This is a genomic window from Methylocapsa polymorpha (genome assembly GCF_045689225.1).
Classification (GTDB): domain Bacteria; phylum Pseudomonadota; class Alphaproteobacteria; order Rhizobiales; family Beijerinckiaceae; genus Methylocapsa; species Methylocapsa polymorpha.
On the sequence record NZ_CP136862.1, the window covers coordinates 167612 to 191240 of the forward strand.

The 23629-nt window shown below is 59.6% G+C and carries 27 protein-coding genes and 1 tRNA gene; 19 read left to right on the forward strand and 9 right to left on the reverse strand.

The genetic code is table 11. From position 1 onward, the window contains the following. Positions 1 to 75 precede the first annotated feature (75 nt). The 4 genes from RZS28_RS00865 (at position 76) to RZS28_RS00880 (ending at position 2650) form a co-directional block, all read left to right on the forward strand. Complete coding sequence (locus RZS28_RS00865; RefSeq protein WP_407339345.1) at positions 76 to 318, forward strand: hypothetical protein; 243 nt, start codon at positions 76 to 78, stop codon at positions 316 to 318. Positions 319 to 385: 67 nt separating this feature from the next. Beyond that, positions 386 to 2212, forward strand: coding sequence for a phage tail tape measure protein (locus RZS28_RS00870; RefSeq protein WP_407339346.1), 1827 nt, complete (start codon positions 386 to 388; stop codon positions 2210 to 2212). 3 nt (positions 2213 to 2215) lie between these two features. Beyond that, positions 2216 to 2428 carry a hypothetical protein gene (locus RZS28_RS00875; RefSeq protein WP_407339347.1) on the forward strand — a complete coding sequence of 71 codons (213 nt, stop codon included), beginning with the start codon at positions 2216 to 2218 and terminating at the stop codon, positions 2426 to 2428. A 48-nt stretch (positions 2429 to 2476) separates the two neighbouring features. After that, the gene (locus RZS28_RS00880) at positions 2477 to 2650 is read left to right on the forward strand and encodes an HK97-gp10 family putative phage morphogenesis protein (protein ID WP_407339348.1); all 174 of its coding nucleotides are present in this window, start codon (positions 2477 to 2479) and stop codon (positions 2648 to 2650) included. 185 nt (positions 2651 to 2835) lie between these two features. Here the strand turns inward: RZS28_RS00880 and RZS28_RS00885 are convergent, their stop codons facing one another. Beyond that, complete coding sequence (locus RZS28_RS00885) at positions 2836 to 3216, reverse strand: hypothetical protein (RefSeq protein WP_407339349.1); 381 nt, start codon at positions 3214 to 3216, stop codon at positions 2836 to 2838. A gap of 262 nt (positions 3217 to 3478) precedes the next feature. Here RZS28_RS00885 and RZS28_RS00890 point away from each other — a divergent pair, with 262 nt between their 5' ends. Then, complete coding sequence (locus tag RZS28_RS00890; protein ID WP_407339350.1) at positions 3479 to 3811, forward strand: hypothetical protein; 333 nt, start codon at positions 3479 to 3481, stop codon at positions 3809 to 3811. A 461-nt stretch (positions 3812 to 4272) separates the two neighbouring features. Here RZS28_RS00890 and RZS28_RS00895 read toward each other — a convergent pair whose 3' ends face one another. Continuing rightward, entirely contained in the window at positions 4273 to 4659 is a 387-nt protein-coding gene (locus RZS28_RS00895; RefSeq protein ID WP_407339351.1) for a helix-turn-helix domain-containing protein, read from the reverse strand. 114 nt (positions 4660 to 4773) lie between these two features. On the opposite strand from RZS28_RS00895, the gene RZS28_RS00900 reads away from it, so the two are divergent. The 4 genes from RZS28_RS00900 to RZS28_RS00915 all read left to right on the forward strand — a co-directional run bounded on the left by RZS28_RS00900 (position 4774) and on the right by RZS28_RS00915 (position 6364). Continuing rightward, positions 4774 to 5034 (forward strand): hypothetical protein, encoded by a 261-nt coding sequence (locus tag RZS28_RS00900; RefSeq protein WP_407339352.1) that lies wholly within the window; start codon positions 4774 to 4776, stop codon positions 5032 to 5034. Beyond that, positions 5003 to 5770 (forward strand): hypothetical protein, encoded by a 768-nt coding sequence (locus RZS28_RS00905; protein WP_407339353.1) that lies wholly within the window; start codon positions 5003 to 5005, stop codon positions 5768 to 5770. The genes RZS28_RS00900 and RZS28_RS00905 overlap by 32 nt, the downstream gene beginning before the upstream one ends. 48 nt (positions 5771 to 5818) lie before the next feature. Continuing rightward, the gene (locus tag RZS28_RS00910) at positions 5819 to 6124 is read left to right on the forward strand and encodes a hypothetical protein (RefSeq protein WP_407339354.1); all 306 of its coding nucleotides are present in this window, start codon (positions 5819 to 5821) and stop codon (positions 6122 to 6124) included. 72 nt (positions 6125 to 6196) lie between these two features. Then, on the forward strand, positions 6197 to 6364 hold the full coding sequence (locus RZS28_RS00915) for a hypothetical protein (protein WP_407339355.1): 168 nt from the start codon (positions 6197 to 6199) through the stop codon (positions 6362 to 6364). Between the two features lie 418 nt (positions 6365 to 6782). On the opposite strand, the gene RZS28_RS00920 is transcribed toward RZS28_RS00915, so the two are convergent. Both RZS28_RS00920 and RZS28_RS00925 read right to left on the reverse strand, forming a co-directional pair. After that, the gene (locus RZS28_RS00920; protein WP_407339356.1) at positions 6783 to 7184 is read right to left on the reverse strand and encodes a VanZ family protein; all 402 of its coding nucleotides are present in this window, start codon (positions 7182 to 7184) and stop codon (positions 6783 to 6785) included. Positions 7185 to 7571: 387 nt separating this feature from the next. Further along, positions 7572 to 7661, reverse strand: a tRNA-Ser gene (locus tag RZS28_RS00925). Between the two features lie 713 nt (positions 7662 to 8374). On the opposite strand from RZS28_RS00925, the gene RZS28_RS00930 reads away from it, so the two are divergent. From RZS28_RS00930 to rimO, 4 genes are all read left to right on the forward strand, one after another. Then, complete coding sequence (locus RZS28_RS00930) at positions 8375 to 9103, forward strand: outer membrane protein (RefSeq protein ID WP_407339357.1); 729 nt, start codon at positions 8375 to 8377, stop codon at positions 9101 to 9103. A 586-nt stretch (positions 9104 to 9689) separates the two neighbouring features. Further along, entirely contained in the window at positions 9690 to 10508 is an 819-nt protein-coding gene (locus RZS28_RS00935; protein ID WP_407339358.1) for an outer membrane protein, read from the forward strand. A 277-nt stretch (positions 10509 to 10785) separates the two neighbouring features. Next, complete coding sequence (locus RZS28_RS00940) at positions 10786 to 11574, forward strand: outer membrane protein (protein ID WP_407339359.1); 789 nt, start codon at positions 10786 to 10788, stop codon at positions 11572 to 11574. A 167-nt stretch (positions 11575 to 11741) separates the two neighbouring features. After that, positions 11742 to 13112 carry a 30S ribosomal protein S12 methylthiotransferase RimO gene (gene rimO / locus RZS28_RS00945; protein ID WP_407341007.1) on the forward strand — a complete coding sequence of 457 codons (1371 nt, stop codon included), beginning with the start codon at positions 11742 to 11744 and terminating at the stop codon, positions 13110 to 13112. 103 nt (positions 13113 to 13215) lie between these two features. Here the strand turns inward: rimO and mltG are convergent, their stop codons facing one another. The 5 genes from mltG to fabD all read right to left on the reverse strand — a co-directional run bounded on the left by mltG (position 13216) and on the right by fabD (position 18787). Then, entirely contained in the window at positions 13216 to 15024 is a 1809-nt protein-coding gene (gene mltG, locus RZS28_RS00950) for an endolytic transglycosylase MltG (RefSeq protein WP_407339360.1), read from the reverse strand. 154 nt (positions 15025 to 15178) lie between these two features. After that, complete coding sequence (fabF, locus tag RZS28_RS00955; protein ID WP_407339361.1) at positions 15179 to 16441, reverse strand: beta-ketoacyl-ACP synthase II; 1263 nt, start codon at positions 16439 to 16441, stop codon at positions 15179 to 15181. 122 nt (positions 16442 to 16563) lie between these two features. Beyond that, complete coding sequence (locus tag RZS28_RS00960; protein WP_026606003.1) at positions 16564 to 16803, reverse strand: acyl carrier protein; 240 nt, start codon at positions 16801 to 16803, stop codon at positions 16564 to 16566. A gap of 260 nt (positions 16804 to 17063) precedes the next feature. Next, positions 17064 to 17801, reverse strand: coding sequence for a 3-oxoacyl-[acyl-carrier-protein] reductase (gene fabG, locus RZS28_RS00965; protein ID WP_407339362.1), 738 nt, complete (start codon positions 17799 to 17801; stop codon positions 17064 to 17066). Between the two features lie 32 nt (positions 17802 to 17833). Further along, positions 17834 to 18787, reverse strand: coding sequence for an ACP S-malonyltransferase (fabD, locus tag RZS28_RS00970; protein ID WP_407339363.1), 954 nt, complete (start codon positions 18785 to 18787; stop codon positions 17834 to 17836). A gap of 397 nt (positions 18788 to 19184) precedes the next feature. Between fabD and RZS28_RS00975 the strand changes: the two genes are divergently transcribed. The 6 genes from RZS28_RS00975 to rplI all read left to right on the forward strand — a co-directional run bounded on the left by RZS28_RS00975 (position 19185) and on the right by rplI (position 23585). Continuing rightward, the gene (locus RZS28_RS00975; protein WP_407339364.1) at positions 19185 to 19940 is read left to right on the forward strand and encodes an outer membrane protein; all 756 of its coding nucleotides are present in this window, start codon (positions 19185 to 19187) and stop codon (positions 19938 to 19940) included. A gap of 406 nt (positions 19941 to 20346) precedes the next feature. Further along, entirely contained in the window at positions 20347 to 20763 is a 417-nt protein-coding gene (locus RZS28_RS00980) for a hypothetical protein (protein ID WP_407339365.1), read from the forward strand. A 312-nt stretch (positions 20764 to 21075) separates the two neighbouring features. Continuing rightward, positions 21076 to 21525, forward strand: a complete 450-nt coding sequence (gene rpsF, locus RZS28_RS00985; protein WP_407339366.1) for a 30S ribosomal protein S6 — start codon at positions 21076 to 21078, stop codon at positions 21523 to 21525. Beyond that, the gene (rpsR, locus tag RZS28_RS00990) at positions 21525 to 21767 is read left to right on the forward strand and encodes a 30S ribosomal protein S18 (RefSeq protein WP_407339367.1); all 243 of its coding nucleotides are present in this window, start codon (positions 21525 to 21527) and stop codon (positions 21765 to 21767) included. Before rpsF ends, rpsR begins: the two co-directional genes overlap by 1 nt. A gap of 151 nt (positions 21768 to 21918) precedes the next feature. Next, positions 21919 to 22992 carry a hypothetical protein gene (locus tag RZS28_RS00995; RefSeq protein ID WP_407339368.1) on the forward strand — a complete coding sequence of 358 codons (1074 nt, stop codon included), beginning with the start codon at positions 21919 to 21921 and terminating at the stop codon, positions 22990 to 22992. Positions 22993 to 23015: 23 nt separating this feature from the next. Continuing rightward, the gene (gene rplI / locus RZS28_RS01000; protein ID WP_407339369.1) at positions 23016 to 23585 is read left to right on the forward strand and encodes a 50S ribosomal protein L9; all 570 of its coding nucleotides are present in this window, start codon (positions 23016 to 23018) and stop codon (positions 23583 to 23585) included. Positions 23586 to 23629: the final 44 nt, after the last annotated feature.

The following is a 23629-nucleotide window of genomic DNA, read 5'->3' on the forward strand; positions in this document are numbered from 1 at the left end:
GTGCATTGAGCATGTGCGCGTGGTCGTCGAGCGGCACGTGGCAAAATATCACGGCGGCAAAGTTGGGGATTGAATATGGTAGATCTCGGCAAATTGGTAAAACAATACATGGCTGAGGCTGCGAGTTTGCAGCGGCATGTGGAGTCTGTGCAAAAGAGCACGCGCGCGGCGAGCTTGATCGGCGAGCAGATAGCGAAACATCCGCGGTTCAAAACGTTACCTGTGGAAAGTCAACGCTTGTTCGCATCAAGCCAGGAATCGGTCGCAAAAATCCTGCAAGAACTAGGGGGAATGGATGACGACCGCGAGTCCGTATGACACCGTAATCCGCCTATCGTGCGTCGATGGTATTAGTGGTGTCCTAGCGACGATCGCGGCTCGCGCCATGGGCATAGACCGCACGTTCAAGGACATGAACACTTCGATGAAGATGGCGCTCGGTGGAGCGGCGTCTATGTTTGCCGGCGTTGAAATTATGAAGGGTCTCCATAACCTCGAGGAGGCTGGCGAGAAGATCGTTCATGTCAAGACCATGTTCGAGGCTGCGCTTCCGGTTCAGTCGCGCATGGCTGACATGGCGAAGATTACCGGGGCGGCATGGGCAGAAGCCGGCAAGAATATGCGGACAACTGCAACGGATAATATTGCGGCCCTGCATGATCTTTACAATATCACTCAGGACATAAGCCATTCTATTGAACTGTTGCCGGGCTTCAATCTTATGAAGAACGTGCTTGACAGTTCGAAAGAGAAAGGTTTCGGCAGCGGGTCATCTGACGCGGCGATTGCGCGATCGGTCCAGGCGCTCGATCTTGCCGGGCGCACCACCATGAAGGTGCTGGAGCCCGCCGTCGCCGCGCTGTCTGCGACAACGATTGCGCTCGGGCGTCGGTTCAACCCGGAGAAATATCTTACCGGCATCGGCTCGACTGGCGATGCGCGCTTCGGCTGGAACGATGAAATGCTGGCCAAGGTGTTTCCAGCTATGCAGGCGCTCGGCCTAGGCAGTCGTGCCGGCTCCGCAATGTATCAGCTCAACAGCAACCTGTTCGGCGGGGGTGGCGGCGCGCTTGGCAGCAAGATCCAAGCAGATGCACAGGTCAGATGGGAGCTTCACACCCTTGATGACGAACTTTTCGAAGGGAAGAAATTCAAGGGCTTCAAGGTCGGCTCTGTCTTTGAATCGGATAAGCTACGCGAAAACCCGCTCGAATGGGCGAATGACTATCGCGCCAAGCTGAAAGGCATGGGGGTCGATATTGAAGACATGAAGCAGATGGCTTTGATCGCTGGCGAAATCGGCAGAGGGAACAAGCTGCTCAAGGCCGCGTTTGATGAATTGTTGCTCCCGACCACGAATGCGCAGCTCAACCGAGAGATCAAGAACATCAACAGCGTTGGGAAAGACGCGATCAGCAACATCAATGAGAATGATCCTAGAGCGCTCCACCAAGCCATTCAGGCGCAATGGGAGAATGTGAAAACAGCCATCGGCGAGAACTTCGTTCAGCCTTTGATGGACACCGTGATCAAACCGTTGACTGAGGTCTTCAAGAACATCGCCCAATGGGTTCAAGCAAACCCTGAAACGGTCAAGGCCATCGGGGCGGCGCTTGTCGCCATTGGCGCGGCGATGGTGTCGATTGGTGCGGTTTTTGTCGGAGTTGGAATTGCCGCAGCGATCGGGCTCATGGGGCCTTTTGCAACTGGCGTCGCCGCTGTTGCTGCAGCTATTGCGGCGGCTGGGCCGGTATATCTCGTCTATGGCGACAAGCTGAAGGAACTTTTTTCGGAGAACGGCCCGATCGCGACTGCCTTTAAGCAGATCGATCAAATGATTATCGCGGGGGTTGGGCAGATCCCCGGCGCTGTGTCAGGGGTGATCGACGCCACGTTCAAAGCCATCAGCAATATGATCTCGAACGCGCTATCCTCGATCAAGCAATATCTCCCGAGCTGGCTTGGCGGTGGAACCGCGCCGGCGCCGAAGTCGGACACACAGCCGCCGATCGAGAAGCATTCCTCGCTTGTGCCGCCCCCGCGTCATCTCGCCGTGAATATCCCGGTGACAGTGCAAATGGACGGCCGCCGCATGGCGCAGACCACGATGAGCCATGTCGTAGCGGCGGCGACGTTCCCGACCAGCGCGAGCGGGATGGACACGCGGGGGAGCTGGGCTGGCCCGAGCTACTCGCCCACCGAACAGGGCTGAGCCATGCCGAAATTTTCATCCTTTGCCGGACTCGGCGCGGCCTTCGTCGCGCTCGCGGAGGAATTGCATCACCACAAGCTCGCCGCGATGGAGAAGGCCTGCACCATCCTTGAGGACGACGCCAAGGACGCGATCGGGACTTATCGCTATAAATGGCCTCAGCTCGCGGAATCGACGCAGGAAGAGCGCGCGCGGCTGGGCTACGCCCCGAATTAACCTTTGCTCCGTACCGGTTAACTCCGCGATTCGATCAAGCATGAGGTCGTGAGCGGCACCGAAGGTTACGTCGGCACTAATAGCCCAATCGCGAAATATCAGGAATTTGGAACCAGCAAGATCCCGCCGCGGCCATTCTTGGGCGGTGCCTTGGCGGCCAAGGGCGAGGAAGTCGCGGAATGCTTTGGCGGCGCGCTCAAGGCGACCATCGAGAGCAAGTGAGGGCTTGGCAATGAGAAACATCATTCTCGCGGCGCGGAATCTTGCCATTGCCGCAGCCCGGCTGGCCTGGTTCTGGGCTTTCAGGAGACGGGTATGAGCTCGACAGAGGCGCTTGCGGCCGGCGGATTGTCGGATTTGGTTGTCTCTCGCCGGATGGATCGACCCGAGGCGGGAACCTTCCTTGTTCAATACGGCCTGTAACCGTAATAGCCATACGGTGCGTAGTACATGGGTTGGCCGTAGTAATACGCAGGAGGCCCATAATAATAGTATGGTGCCGCCGCGGCCCCAGCGGCCGCCCCAAGGAGGCCGAGCGCAAGACCTCCAGCCACCGCTGCTCCAGGATCATAATACCCACGGCGATAATACCGGCGGTGGTAGTAGCCTCGACGGTAGTAGCGCACTTCCGTCAGGTGGCTCGGCGTCGCTGCTGCTGCTCTCACGGGTCCCGTGTTTGACGGAAGCTGGATAGCCCAGGACGGGCTCGCCGACGCGATTACAAATGCGCCAGCGATGCCGAGGGCGCCGCCGAGCCACATCGCATGAATATTTGTAGTTGTGCGCATGGCCTATCCTTACTATTGCGTCTCATAACGCCGCGACGTCGCGAAATTCGTGTTATCATCAGGCAAATAGCGGAAACCATCATTGATTTGGGTCAAGCTTGCCAAGCCATAGCCTAAAAAGGATGGGCTTCTCCTAGTTCGCGTTTGCTCCGGCATAGCAATGACGCCCGGGCGAATGAAACCGCCGAGGATGCGAGGGCCTGATAGCATAATCTCATTGGATTGTTCCCTTCCTCAGCCTCACGCCCGTCCTGCCTTGACAATGTCGAGCCTCGAAATCGCAGGGCTGACCGGAAAGCGGCACGCGGACGTGCTGCGCGATACCCGTAAAATGTTGAATGAGCTTGGAATAGGAGAACGCAATTTTGCGTCGTCCTATCTGTCCGATGTTTGTTGGACCAATTACGTCGACTGCGCTAAACTCTCAGCATCACCAATGAGCGTCGGAATCTCGGCAATGAAGGGAATTCGAAAAGCAGCCAACACGATTGCGTTAGGGCTTGCGGGCGCGGCCATGGTCGCTGCCGTGGTAGTCCGAGCAGTTTATGTTGTCTATAAAGTCGCGCGCAACGCGAGCCTACGCGTAATCAAATGACAGCCGAAGAATTCGACGCCTTCGCCTCGCTTATGAAAGAGTGCTCGTTGCGCCTTGTCGGCGGCGAAAAGAAATAGCCGATTCGATCACGTCACGCCCTTCCTCAGCCGAGCTTAAACGGCGAACGTCAACAAGAGCGCAAATGCGAGGCCGGCTAGCATCAAGCCTCCGGCAAGGACATAAATCATTTCGGATTCGGCCCCATAACGGGCTTCCACGTCACTCAGTGTCGCCGCTGTGCTGAATAAGGTCATGAAAACTCTTTCTAGATGCAGCCTGTAGCTTGCCCACTCCCTCGCGGGCCGTCGAAATTGCATTTTCGGGTAAGAAGATTGTCGGCTCAGCGCGAAATGTATTCTGCACGAAACCAAGTAATCTAGCCGTCCATCGACTTAACTAATATGGGAATTCTGAATTGAAATTCAATTAGTCTCGGTATGATGAATGAAAAAGCCAGAATCTCATTTCTTTTCCTTCGCACGGGCCTTTGTCCGGCGGTTCTTCAGTTCCACCAGTTCGTTCTGATCGTGCGCGCGCCTCAGTTGTTTCATGGCCTTTTTGGGGCTGGGCTTCTCGTTCGCCGGCTCAGGCGTCATGTCGGCCTTCAGGGCATCAATCTGGCCCGTTAGATTGGCAACCGTCTCTGTATGTTTCTTGAGCCTGACGCCCGCTCCCTCGCCGTTCTCTTCGACGAAGATCACGCCCGCCGCTTCGAGGGCGGATCGGACGACAGATATCGTCGAGGCATTTGAGGGCAGGTCAGCCTCAATGCGTGTAATTGTATTCGGCGACACCTGCGCGAGCGCAGCAACTTCTCGCACCCCCATCTTGAGCGCGGCCCGAGCCATTCTAAGCTGTGCTCCGGTCATTTTGTGACCGTGTACCAAAATAGTGATTGCATATCTGTCTCCATATTGGTACGGTATCACAGTTCTGATACGAAACCAACTGGAGCAGTCCACATGTCAAAACCGAAAAGCACAGATCTTTCCGTCGCCGAGGCGTCGCGCGAGCTCGACGGCGTGCGCCGGCCCGCATCGATGGCCGGGCGGGCGATGCAACGCCTCGAGGCCGAAGCCGAGCGCATCGCGGGAGACGTCGGAACGTCAGGGCGAAGCCTTCGCCTGGTCTCAGCCGGCGAGCAATTCTCCGCACTGATCCGGCACGGCAAGACCGTGATCCAAATCGAGGGTGACGCCTTCGCGGTCACCGCCGGGGATTGAACTTCTCCCCAAATTTGGGGAGAAGCTAATATTTCAACAACTTGGAGCAACCACAATGACGGAATCCAACATTCCGGCAGCCAATACCGGCTCGCCTGATCTCGACCGCCGCTCGATCGTTCGAAGCATCGGAGCCGCCGCCACCGGGGGCGCCATACTCGGTGCACTCGCTCAGGCCGCGCAGGCGTCGCCCGCGGTCTCGCCCGATCTCTTGCAACTTATCGAAGCGCATCGCCGCGCCACTGCGGCCGAAACAGCTGCCTGGAAGGCGCATGACGCCGCCGATGGCTGCTTCAAGGCCCTCTGCAAATCGATCGACTACACTGACGGAGCTTTCGATTTCCGCGATCTGGAAAGAACTAAAAAGCACATTGCGGCCGTCGGGGATTACGAGGAAATACATCTCAAAATGCTCAAGATCTATACGACACCTGCCATGCAGGAACGGTTCGCCGACTTTTGGCGGGAAATACTGCAGGACAGGAAGCAATATTTCGAGGAAGTCTGCGCGAAAGTCGAGGAAAACCGAGTGGCTTCGGGTTTTGCCGCCGCGGAAAGCGCTGTTGACGAGGCGTGCGCGGCCAAAGATGCAGCGTGCTTAGATCTCTGCTCCTACCCTTGCGCCTCGCCTGAGGAACACCGCGTTAAAGCCGAATATCTGCTCGGATGCCTCGACGAGATCAATGATAGCGACGAGCCATTCAAGGAGCTGCTTCACTCGCTTACAGACGCCTGAGCAGATTGGGGGAGCGCTCCGCGAAATTCTAGTGATGGAGGCATGATTATGAAATCAAAGATCGAACAAATCGTCCGCGAGCGGCCGTTAATCGCAGGCATAGACATCTTCGAGCAGATCGCATTGCAGATCGCCGAGCTACGGCAAATGCCGGAATACGATTGCTCCAGGTGCAACAGTTGCGATTACCGGAAGTGCAAACTCGCCATCAATTTTAAGCTAGCGCGCCGCTTTAACGCCGAGCCGGAGAAAGATCCCTTCGCGTGGGTCAAGGACACCCTTCCTGAAGGAGGAAAAGAGCCGAAGCTCTTGCTCGATTTGGAGCAGCCAGGCGTCTTATGGGGCAAGGCTTAGATCAAATCATCCCTTACATTTGTCGCGGCCTGAAGGGCATGACCTCGGGGCCGCTTAGATAGGAACCCGAACATGAGCAAATTGAGTGAGGCGCAAAGCCTGATCCTCGATGCGAAATATATCCTCGACCTGATCGATCTCGCCATTGACTCTGTTGCCGAGAACTCCTCACCGTTTACGGTCGCCAAACCGTCCGGGAAAAGCTCCAGACGACATTCGAGATCATCGGCGAGGAGATAAAAGCCGAAGCGGGAAACAACGCCCCAGCCGAGGCCGCGTGACCGCGCTGGAGCGCTCCGAGCCATATCGCGGAAGAAGGAAACTATTGCAGGCCATCTAAGATGAGCGGGTTTCCAGGCAGGTCGCCCAGAAACCCCAAGTTGGCGAGCCTCAGTCTAGCCCCGACTTGGCGGCCCACGAGCGCAGCGTCGGTCGCGCCGAAGCTCTTCCCAACGTTAGGGTGGCCGCCCCCTTTAAGACGAGCAAGGCGCGTTCGGGCAACCACCGAGAGAATCGCCCGAGCTCAGACTTCGGCGGCGGGAGCAGGCCTAGCCATGGCATGGCCAAGTAGCTAGGCGAGTCGCCTCTGGCGACAAGCTGAGCAGCAGGAGTTTGTGCCGAGAGAGATGGGAGGCGGGTCAGGCGAAGGGGGCGTGACCTAGCGCCGGGCTCGATCTGCCAAAGCCGCGGCGCGTCTTCGATTTAAGGCAGCGTCTGATTTAAGCCAAAACGGGGTCCCACCGAGAACGATTCCCAGGAGGCCGCCCAAGCTACTGACGAATGCGTCGCCGATATCAGAATGTCTGCCCGGCACCCAAAGCTGCAGGATCTCCATCGATCCCGCCAGTAGCGTGACACCGATAGCGATCACAACCCAAGACGCCCTCGACCGAAACCCGAAGGCCAGGGCCGAAGCGGTAAAGCAATAAGCGATAAAATGCTCTGCTTTGCCTGGTAGGCCGGTGTGAGGTCGATCGCTTCCAGGCAAGAGAGACAGAACGATAATGGCCAGAATGCCGAGGAAGCCGACCGTCTTGGCGAGAGTGAGGGAACACCTCATGAATCGATCCTGTTTGCTGTGACAAGGAAGCTGGGGCGCATCTCCGGCTTTTCGGTTTCCGTCACCCTTCCGGCGGTTTCCAATCGTTCGATGACGGTTCGTCCGAACTTGCTTTAGGGATTTGAGAAAACAGGTGAAAAGCTTGGGTCTCAATGCATTTTGGGAGTGCAATCGAAGCTCAGACAGTCGGGTTTCCGATCGTTCGTATGTGGTTTTCGGAAACCTTTTCTTAAAGCACCGCGCGAGGCGAGTCGGCGATGCGGTTGAAGTGACCCGAGCATCGCGCACAAGGGGTGTCGAGGGCGTAGCGCTCCCCGAAATTAATATGGGTACAGATAGGGAAACAATTCGATAAAGCGTATAAACTTCAATGAAATCAATGCTAATTGGCGGAAGGGGTGGGATTCGAACCCACGGTGGGCTTTCGCCCACGGCGGTTTTCAAGACCGCTGCCTTAAACCACTCGGCCACCCTTCCCCTGATCGAGGTCCAAGCCCAACCTTCGATCAATCACATCGACCTCGGCTTCCCTCACGAAGCTTGCGTCAGGCCTCCCGATTCCATGGACGGGAATCGGGGCCACGCCGTAAGGATCCAGCCGACTCTCGTCTTTTTGCGATCATAGACCAGATTCGCCGTTTGACCTGGTACGGCTTCGCGACTCTCTCTTAACGGGATCCGCCGCGGGCGCCAAATCAAGCGTCCCGATTGCAAAGCATTTTTGAATTCCGCCGGCCTCTGCTCTCCGCCTGACAATCGCGCTCTGGTCAACACTTTGCCAGCACGCGGCACAAAGCAAAAAGCCTGATTTGCTCGGTCTCAACCGCAACCGATCGAGCAACTCGTCTTGCATCGCGGGGTTCAAATGTCGGCTGCGGCATAAAATTGGCCGCCGCCTTTTTTCAGCTACACGAATTAATAATTCTATTCACAACTTTAAACTTAAATAAGCTTTAGTAAGTAACTTTCGATACAATTTGGTAAGGATTTTTCAGCATATTTCCGTAAGCAATTCTAAACGCTGTTTCGATCGCCTCCTTTGCGATGCGAAGTTCGCAACTCAAAAGACAGAGGCTTGCTACACTTGGCGTGAGACAAGATCAGTTGTCAGATACTATCAATTCCCAGGATTTGACTTTGCTGAATCGAGGCCGCTCTGAGAATTCAGGACTTCTGAAAGGGACCAAACAATGATCCGTCGGTTTCTCTTGTCGACGACTGCTCTTCTCACCGTCACGGGATCGGGCCTTGCGGCCGACCTTCCCTACCGCGAACCGCCGCCCGTCTATGCTCCGCCGGTCCCGATCTTCACCTGGACCGGCCTCTATCTCGGCGGCCAGCTCGGCTACGGCTGGGGCGCCGACAGCTTCACCGTATTTGCGCCCGCCGCCGCCTTTTACGGCCAAAGGTTCACCCCGAACGGCATCGTGGGCGGCGCCCATGTCGGCTATAATTTGCAGTTGAACCAAATCGTCCTAGGTCTCGAAGGCGATGTCGAAGGGACCGGCTTCAACACGGCCTTCAACTCGGGGGTAATTACGCTCCGCACGCGGCTGCCCGTGCAGGGTTCGATCCGAGCGCGCTTGGGCTTCGCTCTGGATCGCGTCCTGCTCTATGCAACCGGCGGCGTCGCTTTCGCCGGCTTCACTCACACCTACTCATCCTTCCTTGGCTATGACACGGTCAACAACGCCCGCGCCGGATGGACGCTGGGCGGCGGCCTCGAATACGCCGTCACCAACAACTGGTCTGTCCGGGCGGAATATCGCTATTCCGACTTTGGCACCTTCAATGAAAATACGTTCAATTCGGCGCCGGGCTCCTTCGTGCAGCGTCACGAAACAGAGAATGAGGTGCTGGCGGGGTTCAGCTACAAATTCGATGCGTTCGGTCCCGCCCCAATCGCCGCCAAATATTGATCGGCAATATTGAGGCCCCGGACCCATGCGTCGAATGGACGCCGACATTTGCCCAGTCGTGTCGGAACATTTCGGAAAGAGAAGCCTTTGCTCGACCCTTTTCCAGGATAGGCTTCCGCGCCCGCCGCGCCGGTAAATGTCGCTTGGCGTCGCAAAAATGGGCAGGCCGGGCAGACATAGCCTTACGTCTGGTCTGCTCCAGCCCAAAACCGCCTCGGCCCAGTCGCGCCGCATTGCGCGCGCGGCCGCGCGATTTCCCCAGACGACAGGACCGCACGTCAAGATTTACGGCTGGGACGCGCGCTTCGTTCCGGACCGACAAATAGCTCTTCGCCCCCATATTCTACCGAATCCCGCCCATTTGGTCGGTCTTTTGCCGCCCTTATGCCTAGATATCGATGTTTTGCCTGAACCAGCGCGGATGAAGTCAAAGCTTTTTGCGACCGTTCAAGGCATTTACGTTGCATTCTAGTCACAGCCGTCAGCAATACGCCCAACTAACGCGCATTTCATGGGCGGAGCAGTTGTTGGCGAGCTAAATCGGCGTAATTTACCGCAGCTTCAACTTCCTGAAAGGAGAGCGCTGATGTTACGTCAAATACTCATGGCTTCGGTTGGCGCCATTGCGCTCGCCGGATCGGCCGTTGCGGCTGATCTCCGTGCCCCGGCGCCGGCGCCGGTCTACGCCCCGGCGCCCTACAACTGGTCGGGTCTCTATATCGGCGGCCAGATTGGCTATGCCTGGGGAAATCTGAACAGCACCCCCTATGGATTTGCCGCCCCGGCCGGCCCTCTGGGAACCTTTCTCCTGAGCGGACCCTTCAGCGGCAACCCGCAGGGCGTCATCGGCGGCGTCCACCTTGGATACAATCTGCAAATCAACCAGTGGCTCCTCGGCCTCGAAGGCGATGTCGACGGCACAGGCTTGAACAGGACGGTCATTGCGCCGACCTTCTTCACGCCCCCGCTTGACGCGGCCTTCGTCAATCCGGGCTTCGGCGCCACGGTCCACACGACATCCCCCTTGCAAGGGTCGATTCGCCTACGGGCCGGCTTCGCATGGGACCGCGCCCTGATCTACGCGACAGGCGGCGCCGCCTTCGCCGGGATCAAGACGACCTATTCGGACTTTTTTGGGTTCGACAGCATTTCGAGAACAAGAGCCGGCTGGACCGTCGGCGGCGGCGTCGAATACGCGGTCACCGACAATTGGTCGGTTCGCGCCGAATATCGCTATGCGGATTTCGGACGTTACAACGATTACCTGATCAATTCCTTCCCGCTGACTACAGCCGGGGTGGGCTTGGCGGACGCCGTGCACACGCACTTCACGGAGAACAGGGTGCAGGTCGGGTTCAGCTACAAGTTCGGCGCGGCCCCGGCCCCGATCGTGGCCAAATATTGACGTCAAATCGCCACTTTTGCGAAGTCGATTCAAAGACAAGAAACCCGGCCGATTGGCCGGGTTTTTTTGTCTCTCTTCACGAAAACTTTAGAGATTTTGGTCGATTTTCAACAATGAAAGCCAAGGCTTCAGCGGCCGCCAATCGCTCTTCGTTGCATGCAAGTCACACCGATCTGAATTGCGCGTCTTCTGCCCCGTTTTCGCCCCGTTGCCCGTTGTAGCTAGGCTCAAACGGGGTAAGTTGCAGATGCTTCCAACCTCTGAAAGGAGAAAGCATATGATACGCAAACTTCTACTCGCATCGGTCGGCGCTGTGGCGCTTGCCGGTTCGGCCCTCGCGGCCGATTTGCCCTCGCGCGCTCCCCCGCCGGTTTATGTCCCGCCGGTTCCGATCTTCACCTGGACTGGCGTCTATATCGGCGGCCAGATTGGCTATGCCTGGGGCAACTTCAATAATTCCTGGGGCGATGGCTTTGGCAGTTTCGGCGGCTTCAGCGACCAGGCCAATGGCGTGATCGGCGGCGCCCATGTCGGTTATAACCTGCAGCTCGGCCAGTGGGTCGTCGGCCTTGAAGGCGACGTCGACGGTTCGAGCCTTAGCAGGAACAATAATAACCGGACGTTCTTCGATCCCGCCCTTGGCGCCTTCGTGAGCGGCAATATCAACACGAACCTGGACATTCAGGGTTCGATCCGCGGCCGCGTCGGCGTGGCCTGGGATCGCGTGCTCCTCTATGGCACCGGCGGCGTCGCTTTCGGCGGGTTCCACACGACCTTCAATCCGTTCTTCACCGTTGGTGGCGCGTTTGGGAGCGGCAGCGCCAATGTCGACACCACGCGCGTTGGCTGGACAGTTGGCGGCGGCCTCGAATACGCCGTCACCAACAATTGGTCGGTCCGGGCGGAATACCGCTATACGGATTTCGGACACACCACCTGGGATCCAGCGTTCGCCTTTGACAATGGCATCTTTATCCGGCGTCACGTCACCGAGAATCGCGTCCAGGTCGGCTTCAGCTACAAGTTCGACACCTACGCTCCGGCTCCGGTCGTCGCCAAATACTGAGTTCGCCATCAAGCTTCGGCTTGCAGTGCAGGACAAAGAAAACCCGGCCAGTCATTTGGCCGGGTTTTTTTGCAGCGATCCGCGCGGCCGGGAGAACGAGCGCCACAACGCGGAAATATGGATGCCCTCGCGCTTGCAAGGCGCCGCTCCGCATGCCAAGCAACCGCATGGCTCCCGATCAGACCAAAAAAAGCGCCGCCTCCGTCAACGGAGCGCCGCGAGGCGCGCCGGCTCCGAAAATCTCATTCGTGTCGCTCGGCTGTCCGAAGGCCCTTGTCGACAGCGAACAGATCCTCAACCGCCTCAGGGCCGAGGGCTACGAGCTTACAAGGACGCATCAGGGCGCCGCCGCGGTCATCGTGAACACCTGCGGCTTCCTCGATAGCGCCAAAGCCGAATCACTTGCGGCCATCGGCGCGGCGGCGGCCGAAAATGGCAAGATCATCGTCACAGGCTGCATGGGCGCCGAGCAGGACTCGATTCGCGCAAAATTTCCCGACCTCTTTTGGATCACCGGCCCGCAAGATTTCGATTCGGTGATGGAGGCCGTCCATACGGCCGTGGCGCCGCTGCATAATCCTCTCTTCGACCTGCTGCCGCCACAAGGAATCAAGCTCACCCCGCGCCATTACGCCTATCTGAAGATTTCCGAAGGCTGCAACAATCGTTGCTCCTTCTGCATCATCCCCAAGCTTCGGGGCGATCTTGTTTCGCGTCCGGCGGCGGATGTGCTGCGCGAGGCCGAGACTCTCGTTGCGGCCGGCGTCAAGGAGCTCCTCGTCATCTCCCAGGACACGGGCGCCTATGGCTTGGACTTGAAATACGCCGAAAGCCGTCTTCGCGACCGCGCCATACGCGCGAAATTCGTCGACCTCGCGCGCGAGCTCGGCTCCCTCGGCGTCTGGGCAAGGCTCCACTATGTCTATCCCTATCCCCATGTCGACGACGTGATCGAGCTGATGGCGGAGGGCAAGATTCTGCCCTATCTCGATATTCCTTTTCAGCATGCGAGCCCGAGCGTTCTGCGGGCCATGAAGCGGCCAGGCGACCAGGAAAAGACATTGGAGCGGATTGGCAAATGGCGCGCGCTCTGTCCCGACCTCACGCTGCGCTCGACCTTCATCCTCGGCTTCCCAGGCGAAACAGAGGAAGACTTTCAATTCCTGCTCGACTGGCTCGCCGAGGCGAAGCTCGACCGCGTCGGCGCCTTCAAATACGAGCCGGTCGAAGGCGCGCCCGCCAATGACCTCGGCCTGGCGCCTGTTGACCCGCAGCTTCAAGAGATCCGCTACCGGCGCTTCATGGAATTAAGCCGAGCGATCAGCGCGCGAAGGCTCAAGGACAAAGTCGGCAAGCGCATGTCCGTCATTGTCGATCAGGCGACGGCCCGGTCTGCGGAGGGACGGACGAAAGGCGACGCGCCGGAGATCGACGGCAAGGTCCACATCGCATCGCGGCGGCCGCTGCGCGTGGGCGAGATCGTCACTGTGAAAATCGACAGCAGCGACGCCTATGATCTTCACGCGACTGCGGTCTAGAAAGCGCGAGGCCGGGGACCGAAACCGCGTTCCCAATATAAGACAGGGCGCGGCCTATGCTCGGTCCAATCCAAGCGAAGCGAATGCGATCCGGCTTGCTGGACTATCTCAACGCCGGCACGGTTTTCGGATAGTTCAAATCATAGGTCTTATCGAGAAGCGGGTCGAACGGCTTGCCTTCCGAGGCGTCGAGGTGACGGATGCGCGCCACGCGCGCGCTCGTCTGCGGCGGCTGAGGGGCGGACTCTTCCGGCTCAAGCGGCGGCTCGTCGCTCCTTGCGGTAAGAGGCTCCTGCGCGGCGCGCGCCTTCGGATCGGAGCGGATGCTGGCGGGTTCCGGCGGAGCATCCACCATTTCCGACGCGCCGATCGGACCGTCGAGCGTCGCCGCCGCTGACGGCTGAACCCCGCGCACCGTGATGCCGAGCTCTTCGAGTCCCGGCCCCATCGTAAAAGCGCTGACCGGCGAACCGTGTTTGTCGGCGCCGCGGTTGGCCGGCTTCTTGTCGAGTTCGGACTGAACGGGCGGCGCCAGCCCCACCATCATCGGCGCCGCCTTTGCGATCGCCGATGCGGCCGGCGCATTAGAAAGCGACGAAGGCTGGACGTTTGCCGCGGCCTCCGCCTTGAACGAAGTCGGGAGAGACCCATAGACGGAGCGCGGCGACTCGATCGCGCCATGCTGATCGCCGCGCGCCGCCCCGCCAGCGGGCGGTTGAACCTGGGGCGCCGCCTTGTCGACATCTCCCGCCGGCTTATCCGGCTTGTCCTTGGCCTCTTTTTCGATCTGGCGCCACTTCTGAACATTGCGGGCGTGCTGATCGAGCGTTTCGGCGAAGACATGGCCGCCGGTTCCATCGGCGACGAAATAGAGGTCCTGGGTGCGGGACGGATTCGCCACGGCGTCGAGCGCCGCGCGGCCGGGATTGGCGATCGGCCCCTGCGGCAATCCGTCATTCGTATAGGTATTGTAAGGCGTGGGCTTTTCGAGCTCGGCGCGGGAGATCCCTCTGCCCAGCGTGCCCTTGCCGCCGACCAGGCCATAAACGATCGTCGGATCGGATTGCAGCCGCATCCTCTTCGCGAGTCGGTTCATGAACACGCTGGCGACGCGCGACCTCTCGTCCGCCCGGCCCGTCTCCTTTTCAACGATGGAGGCGAGGATCACGAGCTCATAAGGCGAGCGCAATGGGAGATCGCTGGCGCGGCGCGCCCAAATCTGATCGACGATGCGCCTTTGATCGTCCTGCATTTTCTTGATGAGGTCGGCCCGCGACGTCCCACGCGCGACCTTATAGGTTTCCGGCAGCAAGGTGCCTTCTTTCGGAAGGTCCTTGACGTCGCCGAGAAGGACGTCGATCTCGCGAAGCCGTTCGACGATCTGCTCGCTGGTCAGCCCCTCGGGAATCGTGATCGCGTGCAAGACTTGCTTGCCATTGACCAGCGTATCGATCACGTCGCGCAAGCTGGCGTTCTGCTTGAAGAGATACTCGCCAGCCTTGACCTTCGAACGGCTGCCGTCGATCAGGAGCGCCAGATTTAGGGCGAAAGGACTGTCGATCACGCCTTCGCGGTCGAGTTCGGCGATAATGTCGGGCACTTCGGCGCCGGGTGCAATGTAAAGGACCTTGTCGGCGGCGAGCGGCCCCGGCTCGCGCAGGCGCTGCTGGCTCCACACGAGCCCGAACATCGCGGCGACCGCGGCGATCAGGAGGAACGAAAGAAAGCCGCTGAAGGCCGAAAGGGCCGGCCTGCGCCGGCTCGGCGGTATAGGCGGGGGCGGAGGCGCAGCCTCCGGCTGCAGCGCTTCATTCGGGCTTTGGGGCGCGACCCTCTGGCCGGCGAACCGACTGCCCGATCGGGACGGATCGGTTCTGCCCCCTCCACCGTTGCCGTCGGACTCTGGAGCCATGCCGCCTATCAACTCAATTTAATAGATCGTCGCCGGACGATTTCACCAAACGCAGATAAGGCGAAGCCTTTCCAGGCTTTATCCGCATCCCGCGCGGAAAATATGGCGAAATCGAGTCTTGGCAAGAAATTTTATTGCTGTTTTGCCGCGACGCTTACTCCGCCCGCCGGAAGATCAAACACGCGTTGGTCCCGCCGAATCCGAAGGAATTGGACAGGACGCAGGCGACGTCGCGCTTGCGCGCCTTGTGCGGGACGAGATCGATCCGCGTCTCGACAGAAGCATGATCGAGATTAAGCGTCGGCGGAACAATTTGGTCCCTGATCGCAAGAATCGAAAAGATCGCCTCGACCGCCCCCGCCGCTCCGAGGAGATGTCCGATCGCTGATTTCGTCGAGGACATCGAAAGGGCATTCGCGCCGTCGCCGACCAGCCGCTGGACCGCATGGAGCTCGATCTCATCGCCGAGCGGGGTCGAGGTGCCGTGCGCGTTGATGTAATCGATTTCGGCCGGAGAAATGCCGGCCCGCTTGATCGCAGCCGTCATCGCCCGGAAGGCGCCGTCGCCGCTCGCCTCCGGCGCGGTGATGTGATAGGCGTCGCCCGACATGCCGTAGCCGATGAGCTCCGCATAGATCCGGGCGCCTCTGGCCTTGGCGTGGTCATAGGATTCGAGGACGACGCAGCCGGCTCCCTCGCCCATGACAAAGCCGTCCCGATCCTTATCGTAAGGGCGCGAGGCCTGCGTCGGCTGGTCGTTGAAATTGGTGGACAACGCCCGGCAGGCGGCGAATCCGGCGATGCCTATGCGACTGATCGCCGATTCGGCGCCGCCAGCGACCATGACGTCGGCATCCTCGAGCGCAATCAGGCGAGCCGCATCGCCAATGGCGTGCGCGCCCGTCGAACATGCCGTGACGACCGCGTGATTTGGTCCTTTGAGGCCGTGCTGAATCGAGACATATCCGCCGGCGAGATTGATGAGACGGCCGGGAATGAAGAAAGGCGACACCCGGCGAGGGCCTTTCTCCTTCAAAATGATCGCGGTCTCGGCGATGCCGGTAAGGCCGCCGATTCCCGAGCCGATCAGAACGCCGGTCCTGACTTGGTCCTCGCGCGTAACCGGCTTCCAGTCGGCGTCGGCGAGCGCCTGCGTTGCGGCCGCCAAGGCGTAAAGGATGAAGTCGTCAACCTTGCGCTGTTCTTTCGGCTCCATCCAATCGTCAGGACTGAAGGTCCCGTCGGCCCCATTTCCACGCGGAACCGGCATGGCGATCTTGCAAGCAAGATCCGAAGTATCAAACCCTTCGATGCGTCGAGCCCCACTCTGGCCCGCAAGTAAACGGCTCCAGGTGGGCTCGACGCCGTTCGCGAGCGGCGAAACCATACCGAGACCAGTGACGACTACCCTTCGCATCTCAGGACCTGGTCAAAATAGCGGAACGCCGCCGAGGCCGACCTCAACGACCCCTTCGCCGCCTCAAGGAAGCAATTGTTTCAGAGAGATTTTCGCGTCCGATGCAACCAGCGCTCGAAAGATCAAGCCGCCGTCGCTTTCTCCAGAAACTTGACGGCGTCGCCGACGGTCACGATGGTTTCAGCGGCGTCGTCAGGAATCTCGACGCTGAACTCCTCTTCGAAAGCCATGACGAGCTCGACGGTGTCAAGAGAATCAGCGCCGAGATCTTCGATGAAATTGGCATTGTCGACGACTTTCTCGGCATCCACACCGAGATGCTCAATCACAATCTTTTTTACGCGCTCGGCGACATCGCTCATGGTCGTTAGATCCTTGTCCTCACAAAATTTGCCGACATCGGCCGACATCGATGCGCGGTATTGGGTGGCGCCACGACGCATACGATCGGGATCCTAAGTCCGCGCGCCCGTATGACCGTGATTGGGGGATAAAGTCCAGAACCTTAATCCTTTCATCCCCGCAAAGATTGCTGCCCTGACTGCTCAACGACGGTTGGTAACATACTTCAATCAAGTTGGCGAGAGCCCGCGCGGAGCCCTTCGACCGCACTGTAACCTATTTAAATCATTGCCATTCCTCCATTGACATGCAGGGTCTGGCCGGTGACGTAGGCGGCCTCGGAGCTGGCCAGATAGAGAACCGCCGCTGCGACATCGTCGCCGGCTCCGAGCCGTCCCATAGGCACCGAAGCGAGGATCGCGGCCTTCTGCTTTTCGTTCAAGACGTCAGTCATCGGGCTTTCGATAAATCCCGGCGCGACGCAATTGACCGTCACGTTGCGGCTCGCGACTTCCGCGGCGAGGCTTTTGAACATGCCGATCATGCCGGCCTTCGACGCGGCGTAATTGCCCTGCCCCGCATTGCCGGTGACGCCGACGACGGAGCTGATCCCAATGATTCGGCCATAACGCTTGCGCAGCATTCCCTTGAGGCAAGCTCGCGAAAGCCTGAATATCGCGGTCAAATTCACGGCGAGAACAGTATCCCACTCGTCATCCTTCATGCGCATGAAGAGATTGTCCTTCGTGACGCCCGCATTGTTGACGAGAATGTCGACGCCCCCCATCGCGGCCTCCGCCGCCGGAATAAGCGCTTCGACCGCGGTCTTGTCGGCGAGGTCGCAGGGCAACACATGGACCTTCGCATCAAGCTCGGCGGCGAGCTTTTCGAGCGCGTCGAGTCGCGTTCCTGAGAGGCCGACGATCGCGCCGCGGCTGTGCAGGGCGCGCGCGATCGCTTGGCCGAGGCCGCCGCTCGCCCCCGTGACGAGGGCGGTCTTGCCGGATAGATCGAACATTACCAGAGACTCCAAATGCGGGCGGACGCGCCTCAAGCCTGAGCTTTGTAAAGGTCAATGTCGGCGGGGACGCCAACCGGAAGCGCTTGAGCCGCCTCGGCGACGCGCTTGACCAGGCCGGACAGGACTTTTCCGGCGCCGCATTCGACAAAAAGAGAGACCCCGTGGGACGCCATGTAGGCAAGGCTTTCGCGCCAGCGCACCGCACCGGTCACCTGGGCCACGAGCAGCCGCCGAATTTCGTCTCCATCCGTCACCGGCGCCGCGAGCACATTGGCGACCAGAGGGACGCAGGGCGGCTTTATCACGACGGAGGCGAGGGCCGCCGCCATGACCTCGGCGGCGGGCTGCATCAGCGCGCAATGAAAAGGAGCAGACACCGGCAAGAGAACGGAGCGGCGCGCGCCTTTCGTCTTGGCGATTTCGATCGCGCGCTGAACCGCGGCGCATGTTCCAGACACGACGACCTGCCCGCCGCCATTGTCATTGGCGATCTGGCAAACCTCGCCTGCGCCGGCTTCCTCCGCCGCTTCCCTGGCGATCGCGAGACCCGCGTCATATTCGAGCCCGAGCAATGCGGCCATGGCCCCCGCGCCGACGGGCACGGCCTCCTGCATGGCCTTGCCCCGCAAGCGAAGAAGGCGCGCGGTTTCAGCGACCGTCAAGGAGCCCGCCGCCGCAAGCGCGGAATATTCGCCGAGCGAATGACCTGCGACAAAACCCGCGTCTCTTGCGAGATCCAATCCCGCCTCGGCTTCCAGGACGCGGACGGCTGCGAGGCTTACCGCCATCAACGCCGGCTGCGCATTGGCGGTCAGAGTGAGTTCCTCTTGCGGGCCTTCAAACATCAGCTGGGACAAATTCTGCTTCAGCGCTTCGTCGACCTCGGCCAAAATCGCGCGCGCGGCCGGAAATTCATCCGCCAACGCTTTCCCCATGCCGACGGATTGAGACCCTTGCCCCGGAAAAATGAAAGCCTTGAACATCCAATCCCACATTGTTGTTTTTTTGCACCGTGCGACTCGCATTGCCGGAAACGCGAGTCAAGCGCCGAGCGCATAATTCCTTCGGCGCCGACGCGGCGTTCGCTTGGGCGTCGGCGCGGCGTGCTTCGCCGAAGGCGTCAAAAAACGCGAAGCCGATGTCTGATCTCTGGATCAAGGATCACGATTGCCGCGACTGGCGCGATCTGTTCGGCGGCCACCCAACCGAAGCCAATTCTGGCGCAAAAATACAACATGCGCCGGAATAGTAAGTCTAACAAGGCTAGGGATGGGGCATTTTGGCGAAGTTCGGCTTGTCGCATCCAATCCCGGTGCTAATGCTTAAGGGGAAATAAGCGATCACGACAAAGAAACCCAAACGGTTACGGGGAGAGGTAACATGAAACACGCATTCTCGCGGCGGCTGATCGGGTCACTGGCCGGGATTTGGCTCACGGCAGGAACAGCGGCGCTCGCGGCCGATCTTCCGTCGCGCGTTCCGGAGCCTTTGCCGCCGCCGCCGGTTTTCTCATGGACAGGCGCCTATGTCACCGCGCAGGTTGGCGGCGCTTGGGACCATACAAACTTCGATGTCTTTCCTTTCAGCCACTTTGGCCTCAACGACGCCGGCGTCTTCGGCGGCCTTAACGTTGGCTACAATATTCAGGCTGGTCCGCTCGTCATCGGCATTCAAGGCGAATATAATTTCGCCGGCATAAGCGGAAACAGGCTCGCCTTTCCGTTCAATACTGTGACGGACTCGCTCCGCGAATTTGGATCGGCCGACGCCCGCGCCGGCTGGGCGTTTGACCGCGTGCTTGTCTACGCGATCGGCGGCTTCGCTTACGGCGACTTCCGGAATTCCCTGCAATTCGTGACCCCTGTGGCGTTCGGCGGCGCCCGGTCCTACATCGCCAACGAATATGGATGGGATGTCGGCGGCGGCGTCGAATACGCCTTCACTGACAATGTGACGGCCCGTGTCGAATATCGCTATTACAGCTGGGGCACCAAGACCTTCAACGACGCCTTGAACGGTCCTATCAACGGCTTTGCATTTCCGTCCCACACGACGAACGAGACCTTGCAGACTGTGCGCGTCGGCCTGAGCTATAAGTTCGGCGCCCCGGCCGCGCCGATCGTCGCCAAATACTGAGCAGGCTTGACGCTTGTTTTTAAACGAAGGCGAAGCGGAACCCCGCTTCGCCTTTGTCTTTCGCCGCGCAATGCAGGCCTGGCCGGGGCTATCGTCGAAGACGCATATCCGCTTCGCCATACGCCCAGGCTCAACCGAAACCTGAGGGCGGATCCGCGGAAACCTTGATCGACATCATCGATTCTGACATGCTTCAAGAATTGAGGATTCGACGGTTGTCCGTCAGCCGATTGAGCGCGTCTCATCGCACATCCGTCCGCATGAACGATTCCTTTCGACCTGATCGGCAACCACTCTTTTTGTGCAAAAGGGATTGCGCTACGAGACTTCTCTAGCGTCCGGTCACGCGCCGCGCGATCAAATCCGAATAATCGGGATCGACAATCGATCCCAAGGCAAGAACTCCATGTTGGCGATTCCCGGGAAAGCCTGCGGCGAATGCAGCTTTTGCTGCAAGGTCCTCGAGATCACGGAATTTGCAAAACCCGCCGGGACCTTGTGCGAGCATTGCCATAAAGGCGGCGGCTGCGGCGTCTATGCGACCCGGCCGGATGTTTGTCGCGACTATGAATGCCTGTGGAAAAGCGATCGTGGAATGAGTTCGCAGCTTCGCCCCGACCGCGTCGGCGCGATCTTGATGGAAGATCCAGACAGCGACGAATACCGCGCCGTGTGCGATCCGGCGAAACCGTTGGCTTGGCGCACGCCGCTCGTCTTCAAGCACCTCGTCGCCATGGCGAAAGCCGGCCGCATCGTCGTCGCTAAGGCGGGGCTGAAAGCCTGGCGCATTCACGCCAATGGCGAATGGGGTCCTTGCATTTAGGCGTACCCTCGGCCGCCGCATGAGCAGTTGAGCGACGCCATCCCTCGAGTTTCGCGCCGCCAAAGCTCGAGAGCAAAATTCGACGAGACAGCCGAGCTTGCTGCGGAACTTGCCTTGCGCGCGAGCCGATTCCTTGTATAAAGCGCCCTTCGCGGCTTTGGCCGGGGGCTGAATGGAAAGCTCGCTTCGTCGGGCAGGATCGATCGTCGATCCGCTTTCCAGTGTCTCCGCCTTCGTAGTCTGCTCGAGCCTTTCCAAGGCTCGAAGGGCTCTGCGCCGAAGCTTTGCGAACATGAAGGAAAGGCAAGCACCATGGCTCTCTACGAGCATATTTATCTTGCTCGTCAGGACATTTCCGCCCAACAGGTGGAAGCGCTGACGGAGCAGTTCAAATCCGTGATCGAATCCTTCGGCGGCAAGGTCGAGAAGGTCGAATATTGGGGCGTCAAGTCCCTCGCCTATCGAATCAAGAAGAACCGCAAGGCGCATTTCTCGCTACTGAATATTGATGCGCCGCCCGCCGCCCTCACCGAATTGGAGCGGCAGCTCGGCATCAATGAAGACATCATCCGCTTCATGACCATCCGGGTTGAGGCGCTTGAGTCCGGCCAATCGGTGATGATGCGCAAACGCGACGATGACGATCGCGGCGATCGCCCCGACCGTGGCGATCGCGGCCGAGGCCCGCGTCCCGATCGCGGCGACCGGGGCCCTCGTCGTCCGCGCGATGAGGCGATCTCGAATGACGAGGGAGGCTTCTGATGGTTACTCCCGCAGCGCCCCGCCGGCCCTTCTTCCGTCGTCGGAAGACCTGCCCTTTCTCCGCGCCGAACGCGCCGAAGATCGATTACAAGGACACCCGTCTGCTTTCGCGTTATATTTCCGAACGCGGCAAGATCGTGCCCTCTCGCATCACGGCGGTTTCAGCCAAGAAGCAGCGCGAGCTCGCGCAGGCGATCAAGCGCGCCCGCTTCCTCGGGCTTCTACCCTATGTCATCCGCTGATCGGCATATTCCTCAATCTTGGAAAATGCTCTAGGCTCGACGATACAAAGCAACCAGTGACCATCCGGCGAGCGCCGGGTGGTTTTGCTGGGACGGGCGGAGGCGCATTTCCGACCCGCCCCTAACCGCCTTTTCAGCGGGACAGCAGGGCATGATCAAGAACCGTTTCCTTAGATTCTTTAAATTTGGCGCGCCTCACGCCGTCGCGATCGGGGCCGGGCTCGCGGCGGGCGTTTTGTTCAGCCTGGTCCATCAGGCGACCTTGCTCGCCATGGCCTTGGCCTATCTTTCGCCGCTTCCAATCATGATCGCCATGCTCGGCTTCGGCAATCTTGCGGGCGTCGGGGCGACCATTGTGGCGGCGCTGACCGTTTTCGGCCTCGCGATCGCGCAGCTGCCCTCCGAGCAATGGTTCCGGAGCCTCGACGAAGCGGCCCTCGCGGCTTTGGTCTTCGTCCTGAGCCTTGGGTTGCCGGCCTTGTGGCTCAGTTTCCTCGCAGCAGTGAGCCGAGCGAAAGGAAGTTCGCCATGGACCATAGCGACCGCGGCGGGCAGATCTTTTGGACGGGAATATTGTCCCCTCGAGCGAATCCTTACCTACGCCGTCGCCATATCAGCGACGCTCGCTGTCGCCGCCGCTATCTATGTGAGCTTCCGCAGCGGCGGGTTTGAGATCGCGCTCGATCTCGCGGTCAAGGAGACAACCGCGGTCCTGGAGCGCTTGATCCAAGACAAACCACAGCTTGCGGGCGCGATCGATCCACACGCTATCGCAAGGTGGATAGTGCTCGCCGCGGCGCCGGCCATGGCCGGGTCAAGCCTCGTGATGCTCCTGCTTAATCTATGGCTCGCAGGCCGCGTCGTGCAGGTATCCGGACGATTGCCGCGTCCTTGGCCGAACATTGCGCGCGAGCTCCAGCTGCCGCGCATTTACGCCCTGATCTTCGCCGCCGCGATCGCGGCGACCTATTTTGGCCGACTTCCGGGCCTCATCAGCGCCATTGTTGCGGCGGCGCTCGGAACAGCCTTTGCGCTGCAAGGCCTCGCGGTCATCCATGATCTTTCGCACGGCTCGCGGTTCCGCAAGCCGATGCTCTTCTTGATCTATTTTGGCCTTTTCGCGCTGATGCCCTGGCCGCTTGTTCTTTTTGCCCTGATTGGCCTCATCGAGGCCGCCTTCTCCCTGCGCGACCGCAAAGATAAGTCGGTCGCTCGCAAACTCTGAAATCAACTCGAAGGATCAATTCAATGGAAGTGATTTTGCTCGAACGCGTCGCCAAGCTCGGACAGATGGGCGACACAGTTCGCGTGAAGGACGGCTACGCCCGCAATTTTCTGCTCCCCGGCGGCAAGGCTTTGCGCGCCACCGAAGCCAATAAAAGCCGTTTCGAAAGCCAGCGGGCGCAGCTCGAAACGCGCAATCTGGAAACCAAGAATGAAGCCGCGGCTGTCGCGGAAAAGCTCAATGGCCAGATCTTCGTCATCATTCGGCAAGCCGGCGAGACCGGCCACCTCTACGGATCTGTCTCGCCGCGCGACATTTCGGATGCGATCACAGCAGGCGGCTTCAGCGCCAACCGGAATCAGATTGTTCTGCGGACGCCGATCAAATCGATCGGACTGCATGAGGTTCCGGTCCAGCTGCACCCGGAAATCAGCGCCCAGATCACCGTCAATGTCGCCCGTTCGGCGGCCGAAGCCGAACGTCAAGCCAAGGGCGAGGAAGTGAATGTCGTCGAGGAAGCGACAATGGACGATCTCGGCCTCGAAGTCGGAGCCGCGCTCGCCGACGCCGGCGGCAGCCTCGGCGACCGCTGACCAACACACCATCCGGCGTCAAGCGCCTCGATTTTAAGGCCTCG